Origin of the sequence: Gordonia namibiensis NBRC 108229 (genome assembly GCF_000298235.1) — a bacterium.
Classification (GTDB): Bacteria; Actinomycetota; Actinomycetes; order Mycobacteriales; family Mycobacteriaceae; genus Gordonia; species Gordonia namibiensis.
Genome location: NZ_BAHE01000029.1, coordinates 1 through 16,446, shown reverse-complemented (window position 1 = coordinate 16,446; position 16,446 = coordinate 1). Strand labels below are relative to the sequence as shown.

Here is a 16,446-nt window from a genome sequence, read left to right as displayed (position 1 = left end):
GCTGCGCCGCTGGACCTCAGATCCGACGCAGAGACCTCGGCCGAAGTCTGACGGTCGGAAATGAAGTCAGTTGGTCGCGTAGGGCCACCGGGACGTCCTCAAGCATTCAAGGGGAGTGAGCGCATGCGCATCGCTTCCGGACCCGACGTCGGCGAATCGGATTGTGCGAGGGGCTGACTGGGACCCACGGTCCGACCCCACCTGAAAGAGCCTGTCCGCCACGACCTTCCGCATCTACTGGACCAACGACAGAGCCCCCGCCTCGATGATGAGGCAGGGGCTCTGTCGGTGTGAGGGTCAGCGCGAGTGGCGTCCCGGAGCGTCCGGACCGTCACCCGGGAACTGCTCGCCCGGGTACTGCTCGCCGGGGTACTGCTCGCCCGGGTACTGGGAGCCGGGGGGAGGGTAGTTGCCCGGAGGCGGGTAGTTACCGGGCGGCGGGTAGTTGCCCGGAGCCGGCTGCGGTGTCGGGTACGGCTGGCCTCCCGGGCCGCCGGGCTGGCCCTGCGGGGAGCCGTACAGCGGCGACGCCTGCGGTCCCGACTGCGAGGGGCCCTGATGCGACGAGCCCTGCTGGGACGGCTGGCCCGACTGTGGGGGAGCCGAGATGCGCTGCGTGGTACCGGCACCCGACGGCGACTCGTACGGCGCGAGCGGACCCGACTGGGGTGCGTATGCCTCGCCGGCCGGCGCAGCCGGCTCGGACAGGTGCGGCGGGAGATCGCTCTCCGCCTCGGCCTTGGCCTTCGATGTCCCCTCGGGGTCGAGCAGATCGCGGATCTCGGTCAGCAGCGCGACCTCGGTGACCTCGGCCTTCTTGCCGAAGCCGCCCAGCTCTGCGAGCTTGTTGTACGGCAGGATGATGATGAAGTACACGACCGCCGCGATGATCAGGAAGTTGATGACCGCGGTGATCACGCTGCCGATGTCGACGAATGTCGAGCTGTTGTCGGTGATCTGGAAGCCGAGTCCCTGAGCGGCATCCGAGCCGACCGGGATCGCGTTGATGATCGGCTGGACGATGCCGTCGGTGAACGCGGTCACGATCGCGGTGAAGGCCGCACCGACGATGACTGCGGTAGCCAGTTCGACGACATTGCCCTTGAGTATGAAGTCCTTGAATCCCTTGAGCACGGTGTGCGGCCTCTCCTTGGTCTTCCGCTCTTGTTTCGGTGATTCGGTCTCAGTCGGTGCAAATCCGACATTTGCTGTGCGAACTCGTACTACCCTATCCACGATCGTGAACGATCCGATCCATTTGCCTTGAATCGTCCGGAGTGTCGTGGCTGAGGGCTGCCGTTATGTCCGATTCGGCATTCCTTCGGGCATTCCTCACGTGCAGGACTTCTGTGTAGGACTTCAGTGCAGGACCACCGCCAGCGAGGAGTCCAACCCGGCAGCCGCTACTCGATGCGCCGCAGCGACATCCATCGCAAGAAGAACCGGTGCCACCGTGCTGCGACCGGCAGATATCCCGGTCGGCGAGTTCTGGCCCGTGTGCATTGCCACGACGGCGCGTCGAGCGAGGACGTCTGCGGAGTCGGTCAGGACGTCGACCACATCGCCGGGCCGAAGCAGTGACGTGACCGCCTCGTCGGACAACCGGACCGGTACGAGCCGCGCGTCGTCGACCCCGGTCAGGTCGGCCGGCAGTCGCGAGGACAACAGCCTGGTGTCGGTCAGCATCTCGCCGGTTCGTACCCGGCCGGTGACGGTCCGCCCGGTTGCGAGCGCGGTGTCGGAGATGGCTCCCGTGGGGACCGTGCTTCCCGCGACGAGCCGAGTTGTCAGATCACCCGCGGCAACCACCTGCCCCGGTAGCAGATCGTGAGCCGCGACGAGCACTTCGAACTCGCCGTTCGCCCGGGTCCCGGCCAGGGCGATCACCGCGGCCGCGACGAGCAGGGCAGCCGCGGCGACGCGCCGGACCGCCATCGTGCGCGTCCACCCGGGTCGGACTGCGGAGGCGAGCCGGTCGCGGAGACGTGGGCCGAGTCGGTCGAGCGGCATCGACATCCGAGTGAGGGGCATGGGTGGACTGTAGGGCGCTGACCACTCCGAACGCCGATTCGAGGTCGCGCTGTGGACCGTCTGGCGATCGGGTGTGCCCTGTCCACAGTCCGCCGCCGTGAGGGTCCTCGGATAGGGTTACCGAGGAACGAATCATGGTGTGCCGGGAAGTCTGGTCGGCCGTTGCCCGGTCCCGGGTGGCGTGATGTGGGCATGTGTGCCCTGCGAACAGAGGAGCGTCATGACGGACCTGCCACCAACCGATCAGCCGACTGATCAGTCACCGACGAGCCACGCCGAATCGCACGCCGCAGGACGGCGCGACCGGATCAGGCAGTGGGCCGCACTCGACACCACCAGCGGTGTGCTCTTGCTCATCGCGGCAGCCATCGCCGTCGTCTGGGCCAATTCGCCCTGGCGAGAGAGCTATTCGTCGCTGCTGCACACCGAGGTCGGCCCCGACTTCATGCATCTGGATCTGTCGCTGGCGCACTGGGCGTCGGACGGACTGCTGGCGATCTTCTTCTTCGTCGTCGGTGTGGAACTCAAACACGAGTTCGTGGCCGGCAGCCTCCGCGACCTCAAGCTCGCCGGGGTGCCGATCGCAGCAGCAGTGGGCGGCATGGTCACCCCTGCACTCTTCTACGTGGTCGTGGTCGCACTCGGCGACCCCGAAGGTCTCCGCGGTTGGGCGATCCCGACCGCCACCGACATCGCCTTCGCGCTCGCCGTCCTTGCGATTTTCGGTCGCGGCCTCCCGATGCCGTTGCGGACGTTCCTGCTCACGCTGGCCGTCGTCGACGATCTGCTCGGCATCGTCGTGATCGCGACCTTCTATACCGACGAGATCGACTTCGTCATGCTCGGCGGCGCACTCGTCATGGTCGCGCTCTTCGCCGTCCTGGTGCGCGGGTCGTGGCGGCTCTGGCCGCTGTTCATCCCGGTCGGCGTCGTCGCCTGGGCCCTGATGCACGCATCAGGCGTGCACGCCACCGTCGCAGGCGTCCTGCTCGGTTTCGTCGTGCCCGCCGTCGCGATCCGCGGGGAGGAGATGCCGCGCACGGAACGGCTCGACGAGGCGGTGCGCCCGTACTCGGCGGCGATCGCGCTCCCGGTCTTCGCGTTCGCTGCCGCCGGCGTCACCGTGATCGGCGGCGAGGGATCGATCGTGCAGCCCGTGTCGATCGGTATCGTCCTCGGACTCGTCGTCGGCAAGCTCGTCGGCGTTCTCGGATCGACCTGGCTGATGACGAGGTTCACGCCGCTGCGGCTTCCCGATGCCATCGGTATCCGGGACCTGTTGCCGATCGGCATGCTCACCGGCGTCGGATTCACTGTGGCCCTCCTCATCGCCGAGCTCAGCTTCGAGGGCGGTTCCGACGACCACGCCGCAGCCGCGAAGGCGGCCATCCTCGCCGGTTCGGTCATCTCGGCGGCACTTGCCGCGATGCTGTTGCGCTGGGATGCCCGTCAAGCGCGTGACGCCGACATGAACCGCGATGACATCCCGGACATGAACCGGGATGTCATCGGCGGCTAGACGTCGGGGCCTGCTCCGCGACTAGACGTCGGGGCCGGCACCCTCGGCGCTCGAGATCGGCTTCTCTTCGCGGAAGCGATCCTTGTGCTCGTAGGTCTCCCAGAAGGTCGCGCCGACGATGCCGAGAGCAATCGGATCGAAGATCGGGTCCTTGCCCTGCTTCTTCTGTCGCTCGTAGTCGCGCAGCGCCTTGAACGCGGGTTGCTGTAGGACCAGGATGCCGAGGATGTTCAGCCACGCCATCAGGCCGACGCCGATGTCGCCGAGGGTCCACGCGTCCTTCGCCGTCGACACCGCGCCGTAGGCGACGGAGAACAGGATCAGGGCCTGCAGGAGCATCGTCAGGTTGGAGCCGACGGTGCTGCGCAGCGGGTGGATGTAGACGGTCGCGGCCTTGCCGAGCAGGAATCGGAGGTTGGTCTCCGCCATGTAGTAGTAGGCGATGATCGTGGTCAGGCAGAAGAAGGCCAGCGAGATCGCGACGAAGGTCGACCCCGCGCCGCTCCACATGCTGTCGAAGCCGACCTGCACGTAGGTCGGTCCGACGTCGACGACGTCGGGGAGTAGTCCGCCGTCGCCCAGGACCGCGCCGTCGGCGCTCTCACCCTCGAAGACCCGGTACGCGCCGGTCGAGATGATGAGGAAGCCGGTGGCCGAGCACACGAACAGCGTGTCGATGTAGACGGCGAAGGCCTGGACGAATCCCTGCTTGGCGGGGTGGGAGACCTCGGCAGCGGCAGCCGCGTGCGGTCCGGTGCCCTGGCCGGCCTCGTTCGAGTAGATGCCGCGCTTGACGCCCCACATGATCGCCGCGCCGATGATCGAACCGAACACCGCGTCGGCGCCGAATGCGCTCGCGAAGATCAGTCGCAGCACGTCGGGGATCTGCGAGGCATTGGTGAAGACGACGACCAGGGCGAACAGGATGTAGAAGACCGCCATGAACGGCACGACGATCGACGCGAAGGTCGCGATCCGCTTGACGCCGCCGATGATGACGAACGCGAGGATGATCACGATGCCGATGGCGACCGCCCAGTCGGCGATGCCCCAGGCCTGGCTCATCGCGACGGCCATCGAGTTCGACTGGACGCTCGGCATCAGCAGGCCGCAGGCGAGCACGGTGACCGCGGCGAACAGCAGTCCGTAGATCTTGAAGAACGGGGCGGCCTTGGTGTGCGCGAAGGCCTGGCTGAAGTAGTAGGCCGGGCCGCCGCGGTACTCGCCGGTGAGGCGGTCACGGGTCTTGTAGATCTGGCCGAGCGTGCACTCCACGAAGGAGGTCGACGCACCGAGGAAGGCCATCGCCCACATCCAGAACAGAGCGCCGGGACCGCCGAACGCGATGGCAGTGGCGACGCCGGCGATGTTGCCGGTACCGACGCGGCCGGCCAACGAGATCATCAGGGCCTGGAACGACGACACCCCGTCCGGCGAGCTCTCACCGTGGATCATCACTCGGATCATCTCCGGGATCTGCCTGATCTGCATGAAGCGTGACCGTATGGAGAAGTACACGCCTGAGCCGAGGCACAGGTAGATCAGTGGATTGCTCCAGATCAGGCTGTTGAGGTCATTGAGGAAGTCGGTCATCTCACTCCAGCGAAGGTGGGTCTGTCGGTCGACCGCTCAGGCCGCGTCCGTCAGAAAGACAAGCGGTAGTTTGTCAGGTGAACAGTCGGCGTGTGATGCAGGTGCGGAAATCACCTTGCACGAAGACGCCCGAACTTTCTCGCCGAGGGGTCGACAACGAGGGGCGGTGAGACGCTCAACGGACCCGGCGTTAGCACTCGGAATGTAGGAGTGCCAAAATCAGTTACACTTGTCAGCGTTTACTGACTTTCGGAGGTTCAGGTGCCCACCTACTCGTATGCCTGCACGGAGTGCGACAACAAGTTCGACATCGTCCAGTCGTTCTCCGACGACTCGTTGACCGAATGCCCGCAGTGCACCGGTCGCCTGCGCAAGCTGTTCAACTCGGTCGGCATCGTGTTCAAGGGGAGCGGTTTCTACCGCACCGACTCGCGGTCGGGTTCGACCTCCTCGGACACCGCGTCGTCCTCGTCCTCGGACAGCTCGTCGTCGAGCAGCTCCTCGTCCTCGTCGGATTCGTCGTCGTCGAGCTCGAGCAGCACCACCAAGAGCGACAGCAAGGCCGCCACGCCCGCCTGACGGGTCGCGCACAACTCCACAGCAAAACCTGGGCGGGATCGCCTCCGGTATTCACCGGAGGCGATCCCGCCCAGGTTTTGTTGTCTCAGAACCTGTCTTCGATCAGCCCAGTTCCTGGAATCCGCTGCCGGGGGTGAGCACCCAGCTGACGGCGACGTCATGATCGCCGGCGGGGAGAGAGTCGACGAGCTCCTCGTCGTAGACCACGGCCACGAGTTCCGCGGACAGTCCGACGAGGGTGCGGTCGTAATACCCGGCGCCGCGGCCGAGACGGACCCCGGTCTTGTCGACCGACAGGGCGGGGATCAGGATCACCGACGCCGCGCGGATCGCGGACACACCGAGACGGTCGTGGGTCGGCTCCAGCAGTCCCCATCGCCCCGGGGCCAGAGAAGCGGGGCCGGTATAGCGTGCCCAATCCAGTGGCGCGGGGTCGCCGTCGGGGACCACCGGCAGCAACACGGTCACGCCGCGGTCCAGGAGCGCGTCGAGCATCGCCGTCGAACCCGGCTCGTCGTCGACCGGCACATAGGCGGCGACCGTGACGTCGTACTCGAGCCGGAACGGGCAGGTGTGTATCCACTCCGCGAGGTCTTCGGCAGCCCGCTCGCGCGCGGCCGCCGACATGGTCGACCGACGCTTCGCGGCTTCCTCTCGCCGCTGGTCCTTCAGGGTTCGCACGACGCGACCGTCCTTCATGCCGTGGGTGGCTCGCCGACGCCCGAACTGTATCGGACCTCGACCCCGGTGCGGGTGAGGTCTGAGTCACTCCTGTCTGTCCGGCCGCTCGGGGACACCTGTCCTAGGGTGGTTCCATGACTGCGTCCAAAGATGGCTTCAGTGAGTACGAATCGGTACCCAACACCCCGCCGATCCCGCGCACCGCGGTGGTCCCGGCCGCCGGCCTGGGGACGCGCTTCCTACCCGCCACCAAAACGGTGCCCAAGGAGCTGCTGCCGGTGGTCGACACCCCCGGCATCGAACTGGTCGCCGAGGAGGCCAAGTCGGCCGGCGCGGACCGGCTGCTGATCGTCACCTCGCCCGGTAAGGACGGCGTCGTCGCGCACTTCGTGAAGGACCTCGTCCTCGAGAACACCCTCGCCAAGCGCGGCAAGGAGGCGATGCTGGCCAAGGTCCGCAAGGCGCCGAACCTGCTCGAGGTCGCGTCGGTCGTCCAGGAGAAGCCCCTCGGCCTCGGCCATGCCGTCGGATGCGTCGAGGATCGCCTCGACGACGACGAGGACGCGATCGCCGTCCTGCTGCCCGACGACCTGGTGCTGCCCGGTGGCGTGCTGGAAGTCATGGCTCGCACGCGGCAGCGTCGTGGCGGTTCGGTCCTGTGTGCGATCGAGGTCCCCGAGGACCGCATCAGCGCTTACGGCGTCTTCGACGTCGAGCCGCTGCCCGACGCCAACAACCCCAACGTCATGAAGCTCAAGGGCATGGTCGAGAAGCCGGAGCCGCAGGACGCACCGTCGAATCTCGCCGCGGCCGGCCGCTACATCCTCGACCGCAAGATCTTCGACGCGCTGCGTCGGATCAAGCCGGGCGCAGGCGGCGAACTGCAGCTCACCGACGCCATCGCGCTGCTCATCGAGGAGGGCGAGCCCGTGCACGTCGTCGTGCATCGCGGCACCCGCCACGACCTGGGCAACCCGGGCGGCTACCTCAAGGCCGCCGTCGATTTCGCGCTCGATCGCGACGATTACGGCCCTGATCTGCGGGAGTGGCTCGAGAAGCGGCTCGCCGAGAGCTGATCGTCGGGGCTCCCGCGCGCCTCGGCCGTTCCGGCGCGCGGGCCCGATACCGTTTGTCTGTGGTGTATCGAGCAGTGCGGGTGTTTCGAGCAGTGCGGGAAGTGCGGTGAGATGCGGTCGGTCGAAGATCATCTGACGCTCGTGACCGCCGCCGCGGTGGCGCCGCGGCCGGTGCGTGTCGCGATCTCCGAGGCGCAGGGTCTGATGTGCGCGGAGGAAGTGGTCACCGAGCATCCGATGCCGGGTTTCGACCAGGCCGCCATCGACGGTTACGCGGTGCGTGCGGTCGACGTGGCACTGGCCGGCGTTCTCGCCCCCGAGGATCTCGAGGAGTTCGATCCGAACGGTGCCGAACTCGTCGACCTCGAGGCGGGCGAGCCCATGATCGTGTCGCTGCCGGTGGTCGGGGAGGTGGGCCCGGGGTCGCGCACCCCGACCCGGCTGCAACCGCGTCAGGCCGTCCGCGTGGAGACCGGCGCGCCGATGCCCACGCTCGCCGACGCGGTCGTGCCGCTGCGCTGGACCGACGGTGGCGACCAGAAGGTCAAGATCGGTCACGGTGTCGAGAGCGGCAACTACGTCCGCCGGGTCGGCGACGACGTGCAGCCCGGTGACGTCGCGGTCCGGGCCGGCGCGATCATCGGTCCCGCCCAGGTGGGTCTGCTGGCCGCGGTCGGACAGTCGCGCGTGATGGTGCACCCGCGCCCGCGCCTGTCGGTGATCTCGGTCGGCAGCGAACTCGTCGACATCGATCGCACTCCCGGACCGGGACAGATCTATGACGTCAACAGCTATGCCCTCGCAGCCGCCGCGCGCGACGCCGGCGCCGACGTCAACCGGGTCGGCATCGCCGAACGTGACGCCTCCCGGATGCGTGAGGTCGTCGAGGCGCAGCTCATCCGATCCGAGATCGTGGTGATCTGCGGCGCGGTCGGCGGCAGCGCGTCGAAGGCCATCGCCGACGCCCTCGCCGACCTCGGCGAACTCGAGATCGTCCGCGTCGCCATGCATCCCGGCTCGGTACAGGGTTTCGGCCGCCTCGGTCGCGACGAGGTCCCGACCTTCCTGCTCCCGGCGAACCCGGTGAGTGCCCTGGTCACCTTCGAGGTGATGGTGCGCCCTCTCATCCGCATCGCGCTGGGCAAGCGGCAGCCGATGCGCCGGGTGATCAAGGCCCGCACCATCGGGCCGATCGCGTCGGTGCGCGGTCGCAAGGGGTATCTCCGCGGGCAGCTCATGCGCGACGAACGGACCGGGGACTACCTGGTCCAGGTGCTCGGCGCGTCGCCGACCGGCTCGTCGCACCTGCTGGCCGAACTGGCCGAGGCGAACTGTCTGATCATGGTCGACCCCGAGGTCGAGGAGATGAGTACCGGCGACGAGGTCGAGGTCGCCTTCCTCGCCCAGCGCGGCTGACCCCGTCGAGTCCCTTGATGCGCCTAAACTGACTCATCGTGTTCAGGTGGTTGAGCGGAAGCGGGGGCAGCCCGGGTTGGCCGGCGACCCTCGGTCCGCTGCGCACCAAGGCCGGGACGGTCACGTTGCGCCCGGTGAAGGTCCGCGACGGCAAGACCTGGAGCGAACTGCGCATCCGTAACCAGAACTCGCTGTTGCCGTGGGAACCCACCGGCGTCGGGAGTTGGGCGGACCGCCATCAGCCCGCCTCCTGGCCGCCGCTCTTCGCGGTGTTGAAGTCGGAGGCCAAACGCGGCACCATCCTGCCGTTCGTGATCGAGCTCGACGACCAGTACGTGGGCCAGCTGACGGTCGGCAACATCCAGCGCGGAGCCGTGCGCAGCGCGTGGATCGGCTACTGGGTCGACAATGCGCACGCCGGGCAGGGCATCGCGACGGCGGCCGTCGCACTCGGCGTGGACCACTGCTTCGGCCCGGTCGGACTGCACCGGCTCGACGCGACGGTGCAGCCGGCCAACGAGGCCTCCCAGAAGGTGTTGAAGAACATCGGTTTTCGGCAGGAAGGCCTGCTGGTCCGGTACATGGACGTCAACAAGCGCTGGCGCGACCACATGCTGTTCGCGCTGACAGCCGAGGAGGTCGTCGGGTCGGCGGCCGAGGCGCTGGTCCGTTCGGGTCGGGCGTCCTTCCGCTGATGCGTAGCAGCCCCGCCCGAAACAGTTGACGCTGCCCGATTCCGTCGGTGCCGGCGAATATGCTCGCCGCATGACTGATCTCGAAATCGTGGTTCGCGGTAACGCACGCCGTCGATACGCCCCGGAACGCGGCGTGATCGATCTCGCCGTCCATCTGGAAGGTCCCGTGAAGGCCGCCGTGTACGAGGCTGCGGTGGCACTTCATTCGCGGATGACCGGTGCTCTCGCCGAACTCGAGTCGACCGGTGCGGTGACCCGGTGGACCGCCGAATCGGTACGGGTGTACTCGTCCCGGGCCTACTCGCGGGACGGAGAGCCGCGGGATCCGATGTACAACACCCGCATTCGCCTCGATGCCGAGTTCGTGGACTTCGAGAAACTGTCGGAGTTCATCGACACCTGGTCCGGGGAAGAGGGGGTGGCGGTCGAAAACGTTCGCTGGGACGTCCACGAGACCAGTCGCCGCGCACACGAACGCGATCTGCGTCGGGAGGCGGTCGAGGACGCAATCGCCAAGGCGCAGGCCTACTCTGACGCTGTTGGACGCGGGCCGGTGAAACCGACTCTCCTGTCCGACCCGGGCATGGTCGACCATGCCCCCACGCCGCGCGGGCGGGCGATGAGTGCAGCCATCCCGGGATCGGCGCCATCGCCGAGCCTCGAACTGCGGGCCGATGACATCGAGATCCGCGTCGCAGTGGATGCGCGATTCCGTGCCGAGTGACTGAGAGCGACATGTGAATCCGCGCCGACATGTTCGCGCTCCGGCGCGTCTGCGCGGAACTGGGACTTTCGGGCCCTAGATTGTGGAGTGGCCTCGTGTGACCAGAGTGAATGAAGGGAGAGTCGCATGCCCAACTCCGTACTGTGGGTTTGTCTCGTCGCGGTCTGGCTCTTCGTGCTGGTCCCGATGGTGATCAAGGGTCGTCCCCAGATCCTCAAATCGACCGAGGCCGCGAAGAAGACGCGATTGCTGCACCGCGGCGGTTCCCGCGCGACGGCACCGTCGACCGCGCGACGCCGCTCGTCGGCCCGCCACCCGCACGACCCGTCGTGGAAGTCCTCCCGGAAGGCGACCGCGACCGCTGTCGTCGACGAGGTCGAGGACGACACCGAGACCGAAACCGAGGACACCGACGCCACGACTAAGGTCCAGCGCGTCGTCGATGTCGAGGCGAAGAAGCCGACCGTCGAGGCCACGGATGACGCCGACGCCGAGGACACCGACCTCGAGGACGTCGCCGACGAGACCGACGATGTCGAGGACGACGAAACCGCCGAGACCGATGACGACCTGGTCGACGAGGCCGAGGACACCGACACCGAGGAATCCGAGGTAGAGGGTTCCGAGGATTCCGAGTACGAGGACTCCGAAGAGGCCGAGTACGAAGATGATTCGGAAGCCGCCGAGTACGACGACGAAGCCGAGTACGAAGAGGCCGAGTACGACGAAGACTCCGAGTACGAGGACACGACCGACGACCTCGACGAGGACGAGTACGACGACTACGCCCGCGCGTCCCGGCACACCGAGGCCGAACCGCAGTCGGTCGTCGACGAACTCGAGGACGAACCGCCGGCCGAGCGTAAGCCTCAGTCCGAGCGGGTTCGACGCAGCGTCTACTCGTCGGAGAAGGAACGCGAGCTGAAGTACCGCGAGCGTCAGCGGGTCACGCTGGGTCTGTTCGTGTTGTTCGTCCTGTCGCTGGTGTCGGGCTTCCTTATCGGGATGGCCGGCTGGGTCGCGACGGGTGTCGTCGGACTGATGCTGGTCGGCTACCTCGCGTACCTTCGCCGGGCGGTGAAGGTCGAGCAGCAGATCCGGGCTCAGCGACTCGCCCGCGCCAAGCGTGCGCAGCGTGCCGAGGAGGAGCGTCGTCGACGCGCCGCCGCAGTGCCCGAGTTCGCCGCCGCCCCGCCGCCCCCGCGCCTCCGGCGCCCCGGTGGCGCAGTGGTTCTCGAGATCGACGACGAGGACCCCGTGTTCGACCATCTGCCGCCGTTCCAGCGTCGCCGCATGGACCGCGAGGACCTGGAGTACCGCCGGGTCGGCTGACCTCGATACGCGGCGTCCTCGCTCCGCTCGGTCGGCGCTACTCGGCCAACGGACTTCGCCGGTTGAGTAGGCGAGGAGCGCGCGCGGGGCGGTCCCCGTCGCCGGTTGAGTAGGCGAGGAGCTCGCGCGGGACAGTCCCCGTCGCCGGTTGAGTAGGCGAGGAGCTCGCGCGGGGCAGTTCTCGTCGCCGGTTGAGTAGGCGAGGAGCTTGCGACGAGCCGTATCGAAACCCCGCTTCAGCGTCCCGTGGTCAGTGACGTCTTCCCGTGCTTGTCCAGCCATGCCTGACCGCGTCTGGCGGCCGTCGAGAGGGCGAACCGCTCACCGAGGTAGGTTGCCGGCGCGCCGATGACCGGGATGTACCCGAGCATGCGGAACAGGACCATCGGCTGCGGCCGCTTCTCGAACTCGTCGTCGACGGCACGCAGCAGCTTCGCGGCATCCCAGATCCCGCCGAGCAACGACTTCTTGCGTTCCTCCGGTTCGCTGGGCAGGGGAGCACCGGATTCCGATGACACATCAGGTGTGGAGATCTCCCGTCCGCACAGGACCGACGCCAGCAGCGCGACCTGACGGCCACGGTCGGTGACCTCGTACTCGCGGGCGATCGCGACGAGCACCATCGCCTGGTTGGCGAATCCCAGGTACGGCGTGATCGGCAGGCGCTTCGCCCAGATGCCGAAGACCCCGGGGAAGGCGACCGCGGTGGTGTTGAGGGTTCCGATGCGGGTCACCCACCAGCTCGCACGCTTGTGCAGCGACCGCTCGCTCCAGCCCTTGGTGCCGGGCCAGTCGGCGACGTCGAGGAGCTTCGCGGCCGCGTGCTGGGCCTGCTCGATGCGGGAATCGGGGTGGTCGTGGTCATGGAAGGTATGACCCTTGAGGCCGAGCGGGTCGCGTTCGGCGAGCACGTCGAGAACGGGGTTGATCACCCCCACGACGTTGCTGAGAACACCGGCCAATTGCTGATCAGACATCCGAGGCACCGGACCAGCCTAGCCATGAGTCCGGGCGTTTGGGATCCACCGCGGTGGGGCTGCTAAAGTGGCTCCCGGTTGGTCGCATGACAACCGTCCGGGGCTATGGCGCAGTTGGTAGCGCGACTCGTTCGCATCGAGTAGGTCAGGGGTTCGATTCCCCTTAGCTCCACCACAGATCGAGGGCTCCGGCATCGCGCCGGGGCCCTCGAACTCGTTCTCGGTCCGCGCACGGATCGATTCGTGTCGGTTGCGAGCCGATGACCGGCCCGTAGGACCGCGCCGGACGATCCTTCGAGACGCCACCGGGGTAATGTTGAGTCATCCGGTTCGAACACCCGACAGGCTGTTGTCGGCCTCTCCGGTGTCAGACAGTAGACATCTCCACTCTCCGTCTGATGAACACGTCAGGTGGGAATGTGACCTCCGAGATCCGCAGTATCGCTACCGTCGAAGCGGTCCGTCGATGAGCGCCCCGCCGCTCCTGGGGCCGCCCCGCGTGCGGTTCGGCGTCGATCCGTCGGCTCCGATCGGCGGTGCCTGGTACCCGTACACGCTCCAGCTCGCCGACGAGTTGCCCGGTCTTCTCGCAGCGGCTCGATCGGAGATCGGCGACGTCACCGGCATGGATGTCAACTGGACCAGCTTTCGTCGTATCCCGGGCCTGGACTCCCCGGACTCACCCATGACACCGCCGTTGATCACCTTGACCGCCGGCGGAGTCGACGTGACGCTACTGGTCATCCCGCCGCGGACCGCGTCGTCGTTGGCCGCGATCCTGCTCCGTCAGGCCAGCAACACCGTCGCCCCGGACAGTCAGCTGCATTCGCTCGAATTCCGTCGGGGCGAACGGATTCTGGAGCTGGCCGCGCGGTCGCTGGCTTCGCCCAAGAGCTGACCGTCTGCATCGGTCTGCGGCAAACGCCCCACCCGGTGCAGACCGGTTTGTTAGCTTCCAGCCATGAGGACCTCGAAGCTGCTGTTGGGGCTGGTCGTGGCGGCGTTGGCCGGAGTGCTCGTCGCCACCGCCGCACCCGCGCGGGCCGACCTACCTGTCACCTACAACTTCCTCTCCGGTATCCCCGGAGAACTCACCAACCCGGGCGGCTCATTGCCCGGGGCGAACGACTGGAATTGCAAGCCGTCGCCCCGTCATCCCAACCCGGTCATCCTCGTGCACGGAACCGGGGGATCGCAGCAGACCAACTGGGGAACGTATGTCCCGCTGCTGAAGAACGAGGGGTACTGCGTCTTCTCGACGACGTACGGTGCGATCAAGGGAGCGCCGTGGCCGATCAGCGCGATCGGCGGGATGGGCCTCATGTCCGAGAGCGCGCACGAGCTGGGCGATTTCGTCACGAAGGTGCGTCGCACGACCGGTGCGTCGAAGGTCGACATCATCGGACACTCGCAGGGGACCGTGGTCCCGGCCTACTACGTCAAGTACCTCGGTGGTAAGGACCACGTCGACAAGTACGTCTCGCTGGCTCCGGTCTGGCGTGGAACGACCGTCGCCGCTGCCGACGCCATCGGCCCGTTCGTCCGGGGACTCGGCGTGCGACCCGCGCAGGTCCCGTTGTGCCAGGCGTGTTTCGACCTCGACCCCGGTGCAGCGTTCCTGCGGAAGGTCGCGGACGGCGGCTACTACGAGCCGGGCATCCAGTACACCAACATCGCCACCCGCTACGACGAACTCGTCGTCCCGTATTGGTACGGACTGCCTCCGGGCGGCAAGAATGTCCGCAACATCGTTGTGCAGGACGGGTGTTCGGTCGACTACACCGAGCATGCGGGCATGGCGGGGTCGCGACGCACAGCGACCTTCGTGTTGAACGCGCTCGACCCGGAACACCCGCGACGCGTGCCCTGTGAACGCGTCGCACCGTTCACCGGTAGCCCGTTCTGAGCATCGTGCGCAGGGTTCTACCTCCCGCAGTCATCACCATCGTGATCGCGGTGGCGGCAGGGCTGGTGATCGTCGGTGGCACCTCGCCTGCGCGGGCGGCGGTCCCGCCGTTCGGACCGGACTTCGAGTTCGGCGTCGCCCAATCCGGTTTCCAGTCGGAGGGATACAACCGCGACTCGAACTGGCTGCGATACGGCAGGCAGGGCAAGGTCGATCAGCCCGTCGGCAACGCCGTCGACTTCTACCACCGCTACGCCGAGGACATCGACCGCGCGGCGTCGCTGGGCGTGGGCATCTACCGTACGTCGGTGGAGTGGTCTCGCGTCGAGCCGGTACGCGGTCAGGATGATCCGGCGGGATGGGCGTTCTACGACCGCGTCATCCGCAAGGTCGTCGATGCCGGGATGCGGCCCATGATCACCCTCAATCACTGGGTGCATCCCGGGTGGGCGGTGGATCTCGGTGGCTGGAACCGGCCTGGCATGGCCGACGACATGGTGGCGTTCGCCGCGCGGGTCGTCGATCGGTATACCTGGGCCGGCCCGCTGTGGATCACCTTCAACGAGCCGACCGAATACGTTCGGCGCGAAGCCCAATACGGCGGGCTCGCACCGCAGAACATGGGTCGGATGGCCGACGGCATCGTCGCGGCTCATCGAGCCATCTACCGGCACATCCACCGGGTGCAACCGGGTGCACAGGTGTCGTCGAACTTCGCGTACTACCCGGTCGTGGGTCTGCAACCGTGGCTGGAATCGATCTTCCCGCAACGGATGAGCGACACCCTCGACTTCGTCGGCGTCGACCACTACTACTCGTTCTCGGTCACCGATGCCTCGGTCGCCTATGGGGCCCTCGGCGAGTTCTGGAAGAGCTCGCAAGCCCCGGAGAGCATCTACTACGTGCTCCGGCACGTGGCGCGACAGTTCCCGGGCAAGCCGATCCGCGTCATCGAGAACGGGTTGGCCACCGGCCCGGATGGTCGACGCCCGGACGGCTACCGGCGTGCAGATCACCTGCGTGACACCGTGTACTGGCTCCAGCGCGCCAGGCAGGACGGCATCGACGTGACGTCGTACAACTACTGGAGTCTCACCGACAACTACGAGTGGGGCGACTTCGACTCCCGCTTCGGTCTCTTCACCGTCGACGCGCAACGGGACCCGACGCTCACACGACGACCCACCGACGCCGTCGCCGCGTACCGGGAGATCACCCGAGCCGGGGGAGTATCCGCCGGATATCGACCGACGCGACTGCCGGTGCCGTGCTCGCTGGTCGACGTCCCCGACAGCTGCGCCGAGCCCGCCACCGTCCGCTGAGTGTTCCGCAAACCCACCCCTTTTCGGCAAACCCAGCACCCCGACCGCTCCCTGTCAGGCTGTTTGTGAGACACCTGGCAGGGGTCGCGGGGAACGGAGTGCGTGGTGTCTATCAGTGTCGAGGTGGGTCGGACCCCTAGCGGGCAGCGGTCGTATCCGCTCGGTTTCAAGGTCGAGTTTCTGCAGTTGTGGGATGCGGCGATGTTGGAGCGGGGTGGCCGTGCGCGGTTGTTGCGTGAGTATGGGTTGTCTCGGGCCACGGTGCGGGGCTGGTTGCACTCGCGTGATCGGGGAGACTTTGAGGCGTCGATGGTGTCGGCAGCACTCAAGTCGAAGGGATCGCGTCGGGTGGATGCTCAGGAACGAGCCGAGTTGGCGCGGTTACGCGCGGAGAACGAACGGCTGCGGAAGAAGGTCGAACAGGCCGAAGCGATCCAGGAGATCATGGGAAAAGCTATCGAGCTCATGGACGGGGTCACCGCGAGCTCGACCGACGAGGAGGAATCGATCCCACCGGCGTTGATGAGCGCCGAGCAGTACCAACAGTGGCTTCAGCGCAAAGGTCTGTCCTGATCGAGACCGTCACCGCGCTGGT

General features: G+C 67.1%; 16 protein-coding genes and 1 tRNA gene. 12 read left to right on the top strand and 5 right to left on the bottom strand.

The window, feature by feature from the left end:
* Positions 1–297: 297 nt before the first annotated feature.
* Positions 298–1,134 (bottom strand): large conductance mechanosensitive channel protein MscL, encoded by an 837-nt coding sequence (gene mscL / locus GONAM_RS15680; protein WP_006867739.1) that lies wholly within the window; start codon positions 1,132–1,134, stop codon positions 298–300.
* A 225-nt stretch (positions 1,135–1,359) separates the two neighbouring features.
* Positions 1,360–2,010, bottom strand: coding sequence for an SAF domain-containing protein (locus tag GONAM_RS15675; protein WP_006867738.1), 651 nt, complete (start codon positions 2,008–2,010; stop codon positions 1,360–1,362).
* A 241-nt stretch (positions 2,011–2,251) separates the two neighbouring features.
* Between GONAM_RS15675 and nhaA the strand changes: the two genes are divergently transcribed.
* Positions 2,252–3,550 carry a Na+/H+ antiporter NhaA gene (nhaA, locus tag GONAM_RS15670; RefSeq protein WP_006867737.1) on the top strand — a complete coding sequence of 433 codons (1,299 nt, stop codon included), beginning with the start codon at positions 2,252–2,254 and terminating at the stop codon, positions 3,548–3,550.
* A 21-nt stretch (positions 3,551–3,571) separates the two neighbouring features.
* Here nhaA and GONAM_RS15665 read toward each other — a convergent pair whose 3' ends face one another.
* Positions 3,572–5,143 (bottom strand): alanine/glycine:cation symporter family protein, encoded by a 1,572-nt coding sequence (locus tag GONAM_RS15665; protein ID WP_006867736.1) that lies wholly within the window; start codon positions 5,141–5,143, stop codon positions 3,572–3,574.
* 261 nt (positions 5,144–5,404) lie between these two features.
* On the opposite strand from GONAM_RS15665, the gene GONAM_RS22480 reads away from it, so the two are divergent.
* Positions 5,405–5,722, top strand: coding sequence for an FmdB family zinc ribbon protein (locus tag GONAM_RS22480; RefSeq protein WP_083876432.1), 318 nt, complete (start codon positions 5,405–5,407; stop codon positions 5,720–5,722).
* A gap of 102 nt (positions 5,723–5,824) precedes the next feature.
* Here the strand turns inward: GONAM_RS22480 and GONAM_RS15655 are convergent, their stop codons facing one another.
* On the bottom strand, positions 5,825–6,403 hold the full coding sequence (locus GONAM_RS15655) for a 5-formyltetrahydrofolate cyclo-ligase (protein WP_006867734.1): 579 nt from the start codon (positions 6,401–6,403) through the stop codon (positions 5,825–5,827).
* A gap of 134 nt (positions 6,404–6,537) precedes the next feature.
* Between GONAM_RS15655 and GONAM_RS15650 the strand changes: the two genes are divergently transcribed.
* From GONAM_RS15650 to sepX, 5 genes are all read left to right on the top strand, one after another.
* Positions 6,538–7,479 carry a UTP--glucose-1-phosphate uridylyltransferase gene (locus GONAM_RS15650; protein WP_006867733.1) on the top strand — a complete coding sequence of 314 codons (942 nt, stop codon included), beginning with the start codon at positions 6,538–6,540 and terminating at the stop codon, positions 7,477–7,479.
* Between the two features lie 111 nt (positions 7,480–7,590).
* Positions 7,591–8,895 (top strand): molybdotransferase-like divisome protein Glp, encoded by a 1,305-nt coding sequence (gene glp / locus GONAM_RS15645; protein ID WP_006867732.1) that lies wholly within the window; start codon positions 7,591–7,593, stop codon positions 8,893–8,895.
* 38 nt (positions 8,896–8,933) lie between these two features.
* A complete protein-coding gene (locus GONAM_RS15640) occupies positions 8,934–9,590 on the top strand; it encodes a GNAT family N-acetyltransferase (RefSeq protein WP_006867731.1) in 657 nt (218 codons plus the stop codon).
* A gap of 70 nt (positions 9,591–9,660) precedes the next feature.
* Positions 9,661–10,314, top strand: a complete 654-nt coding sequence (locus GONAM_RS15635; RefSeq protein WP_006867730.1) for an SIMPL domain-containing protein — start codon at positions 9,661–9,663, stop codon at positions 10,312–10,314.
* Between the two features lie 126 nt (positions 10,315–10,440).
* Complete coding sequence (gene sepX / locus GONAM_RS15630; RefSeq protein WP_006867729.1) at positions 10,441–11,646, top strand: divisome protein SepX/GlpR; 1,206 nt, start codon at positions 10,441–10,443, stop codon at positions 11,644–11,646.
* A gap of 236 nt (positions 11,647–11,882) precedes the next feature.
* Here the strand turns inward: sepX and GONAM_RS15625 are convergent, their stop codons facing one another.
* Positions 11,883–12,632, bottom strand: coding sequence for a hypothetical protein (locus tag GONAM_RS15625; RefSeq protein ID WP_006867728.1), 750 nt, complete (start codon positions 12,630–12,632; stop codon positions 11,883–11,885).
* Positions 12,633–12,722: 90 nt separating this feature from the next.
* Between GONAM_RS15625 and GONAM_RS15620 the strand changes: the two genes are divergently transcribed.
* The 5 genes from GONAM_RS15620 to GONAM_RS22960 all read left to right on the top strand — a co-directional run bounded on the left by GONAM_RS15620 (position 12,723) and on the right by GONAM_RS22960 (position 16,424).
* Positions 12,723–12,798: transfer RNA gene (locus GONAM_RS15620), tRNA-Ala, on the top strand.
* 291 nt (positions 12,799–13,089) lie between these two features.
* Complete coding sequence (locus GONAM_RS15615) at positions 13,090–13,521, top strand: DUF5994 family protein (RefSeq protein WP_006867727.1); 432 nt, start codon at positions 13,090–13,092, stop codon at positions 13,519–13,521.
* A gap of 63 nt (positions 13,522–13,584) precedes the next feature.
* Complete coding sequence (locus tag GONAM_RS15610) at positions 13,585–14,529, top strand: esterase/lipase family protein (RefSeq protein ID WP_006867726.1); 945 nt, start codon at positions 13,585–13,587, stop codon at positions 14,527–14,529.
* A gap of 50 nt (positions 14,530–14,579) precedes the next feature.
* Entirely contained in the window at positions 14,580–15,851 is a 1,272-nt protein-coding gene (locus GONAM_RS15605) for a family 1 glycosylhydrolase (RefSeq protein ID WP_174310939.1), read from the top strand.
* 309 nt (positions 15,852–16,160) lie between these two features.
* Positions 16,161–16,424 carry a hypothetical protein gene (locus GONAM_RS22960; protein WP_245548629.1) on the top strand — a complete coding sequence of 88 codons (264 nt, stop codon included), beginning with the start codon at positions 16,161–16,163 and terminating at the stop codon, positions 16,422–16,424.
* Positions 16,425–16,446 lie beyond the last annotated feature (22 nt).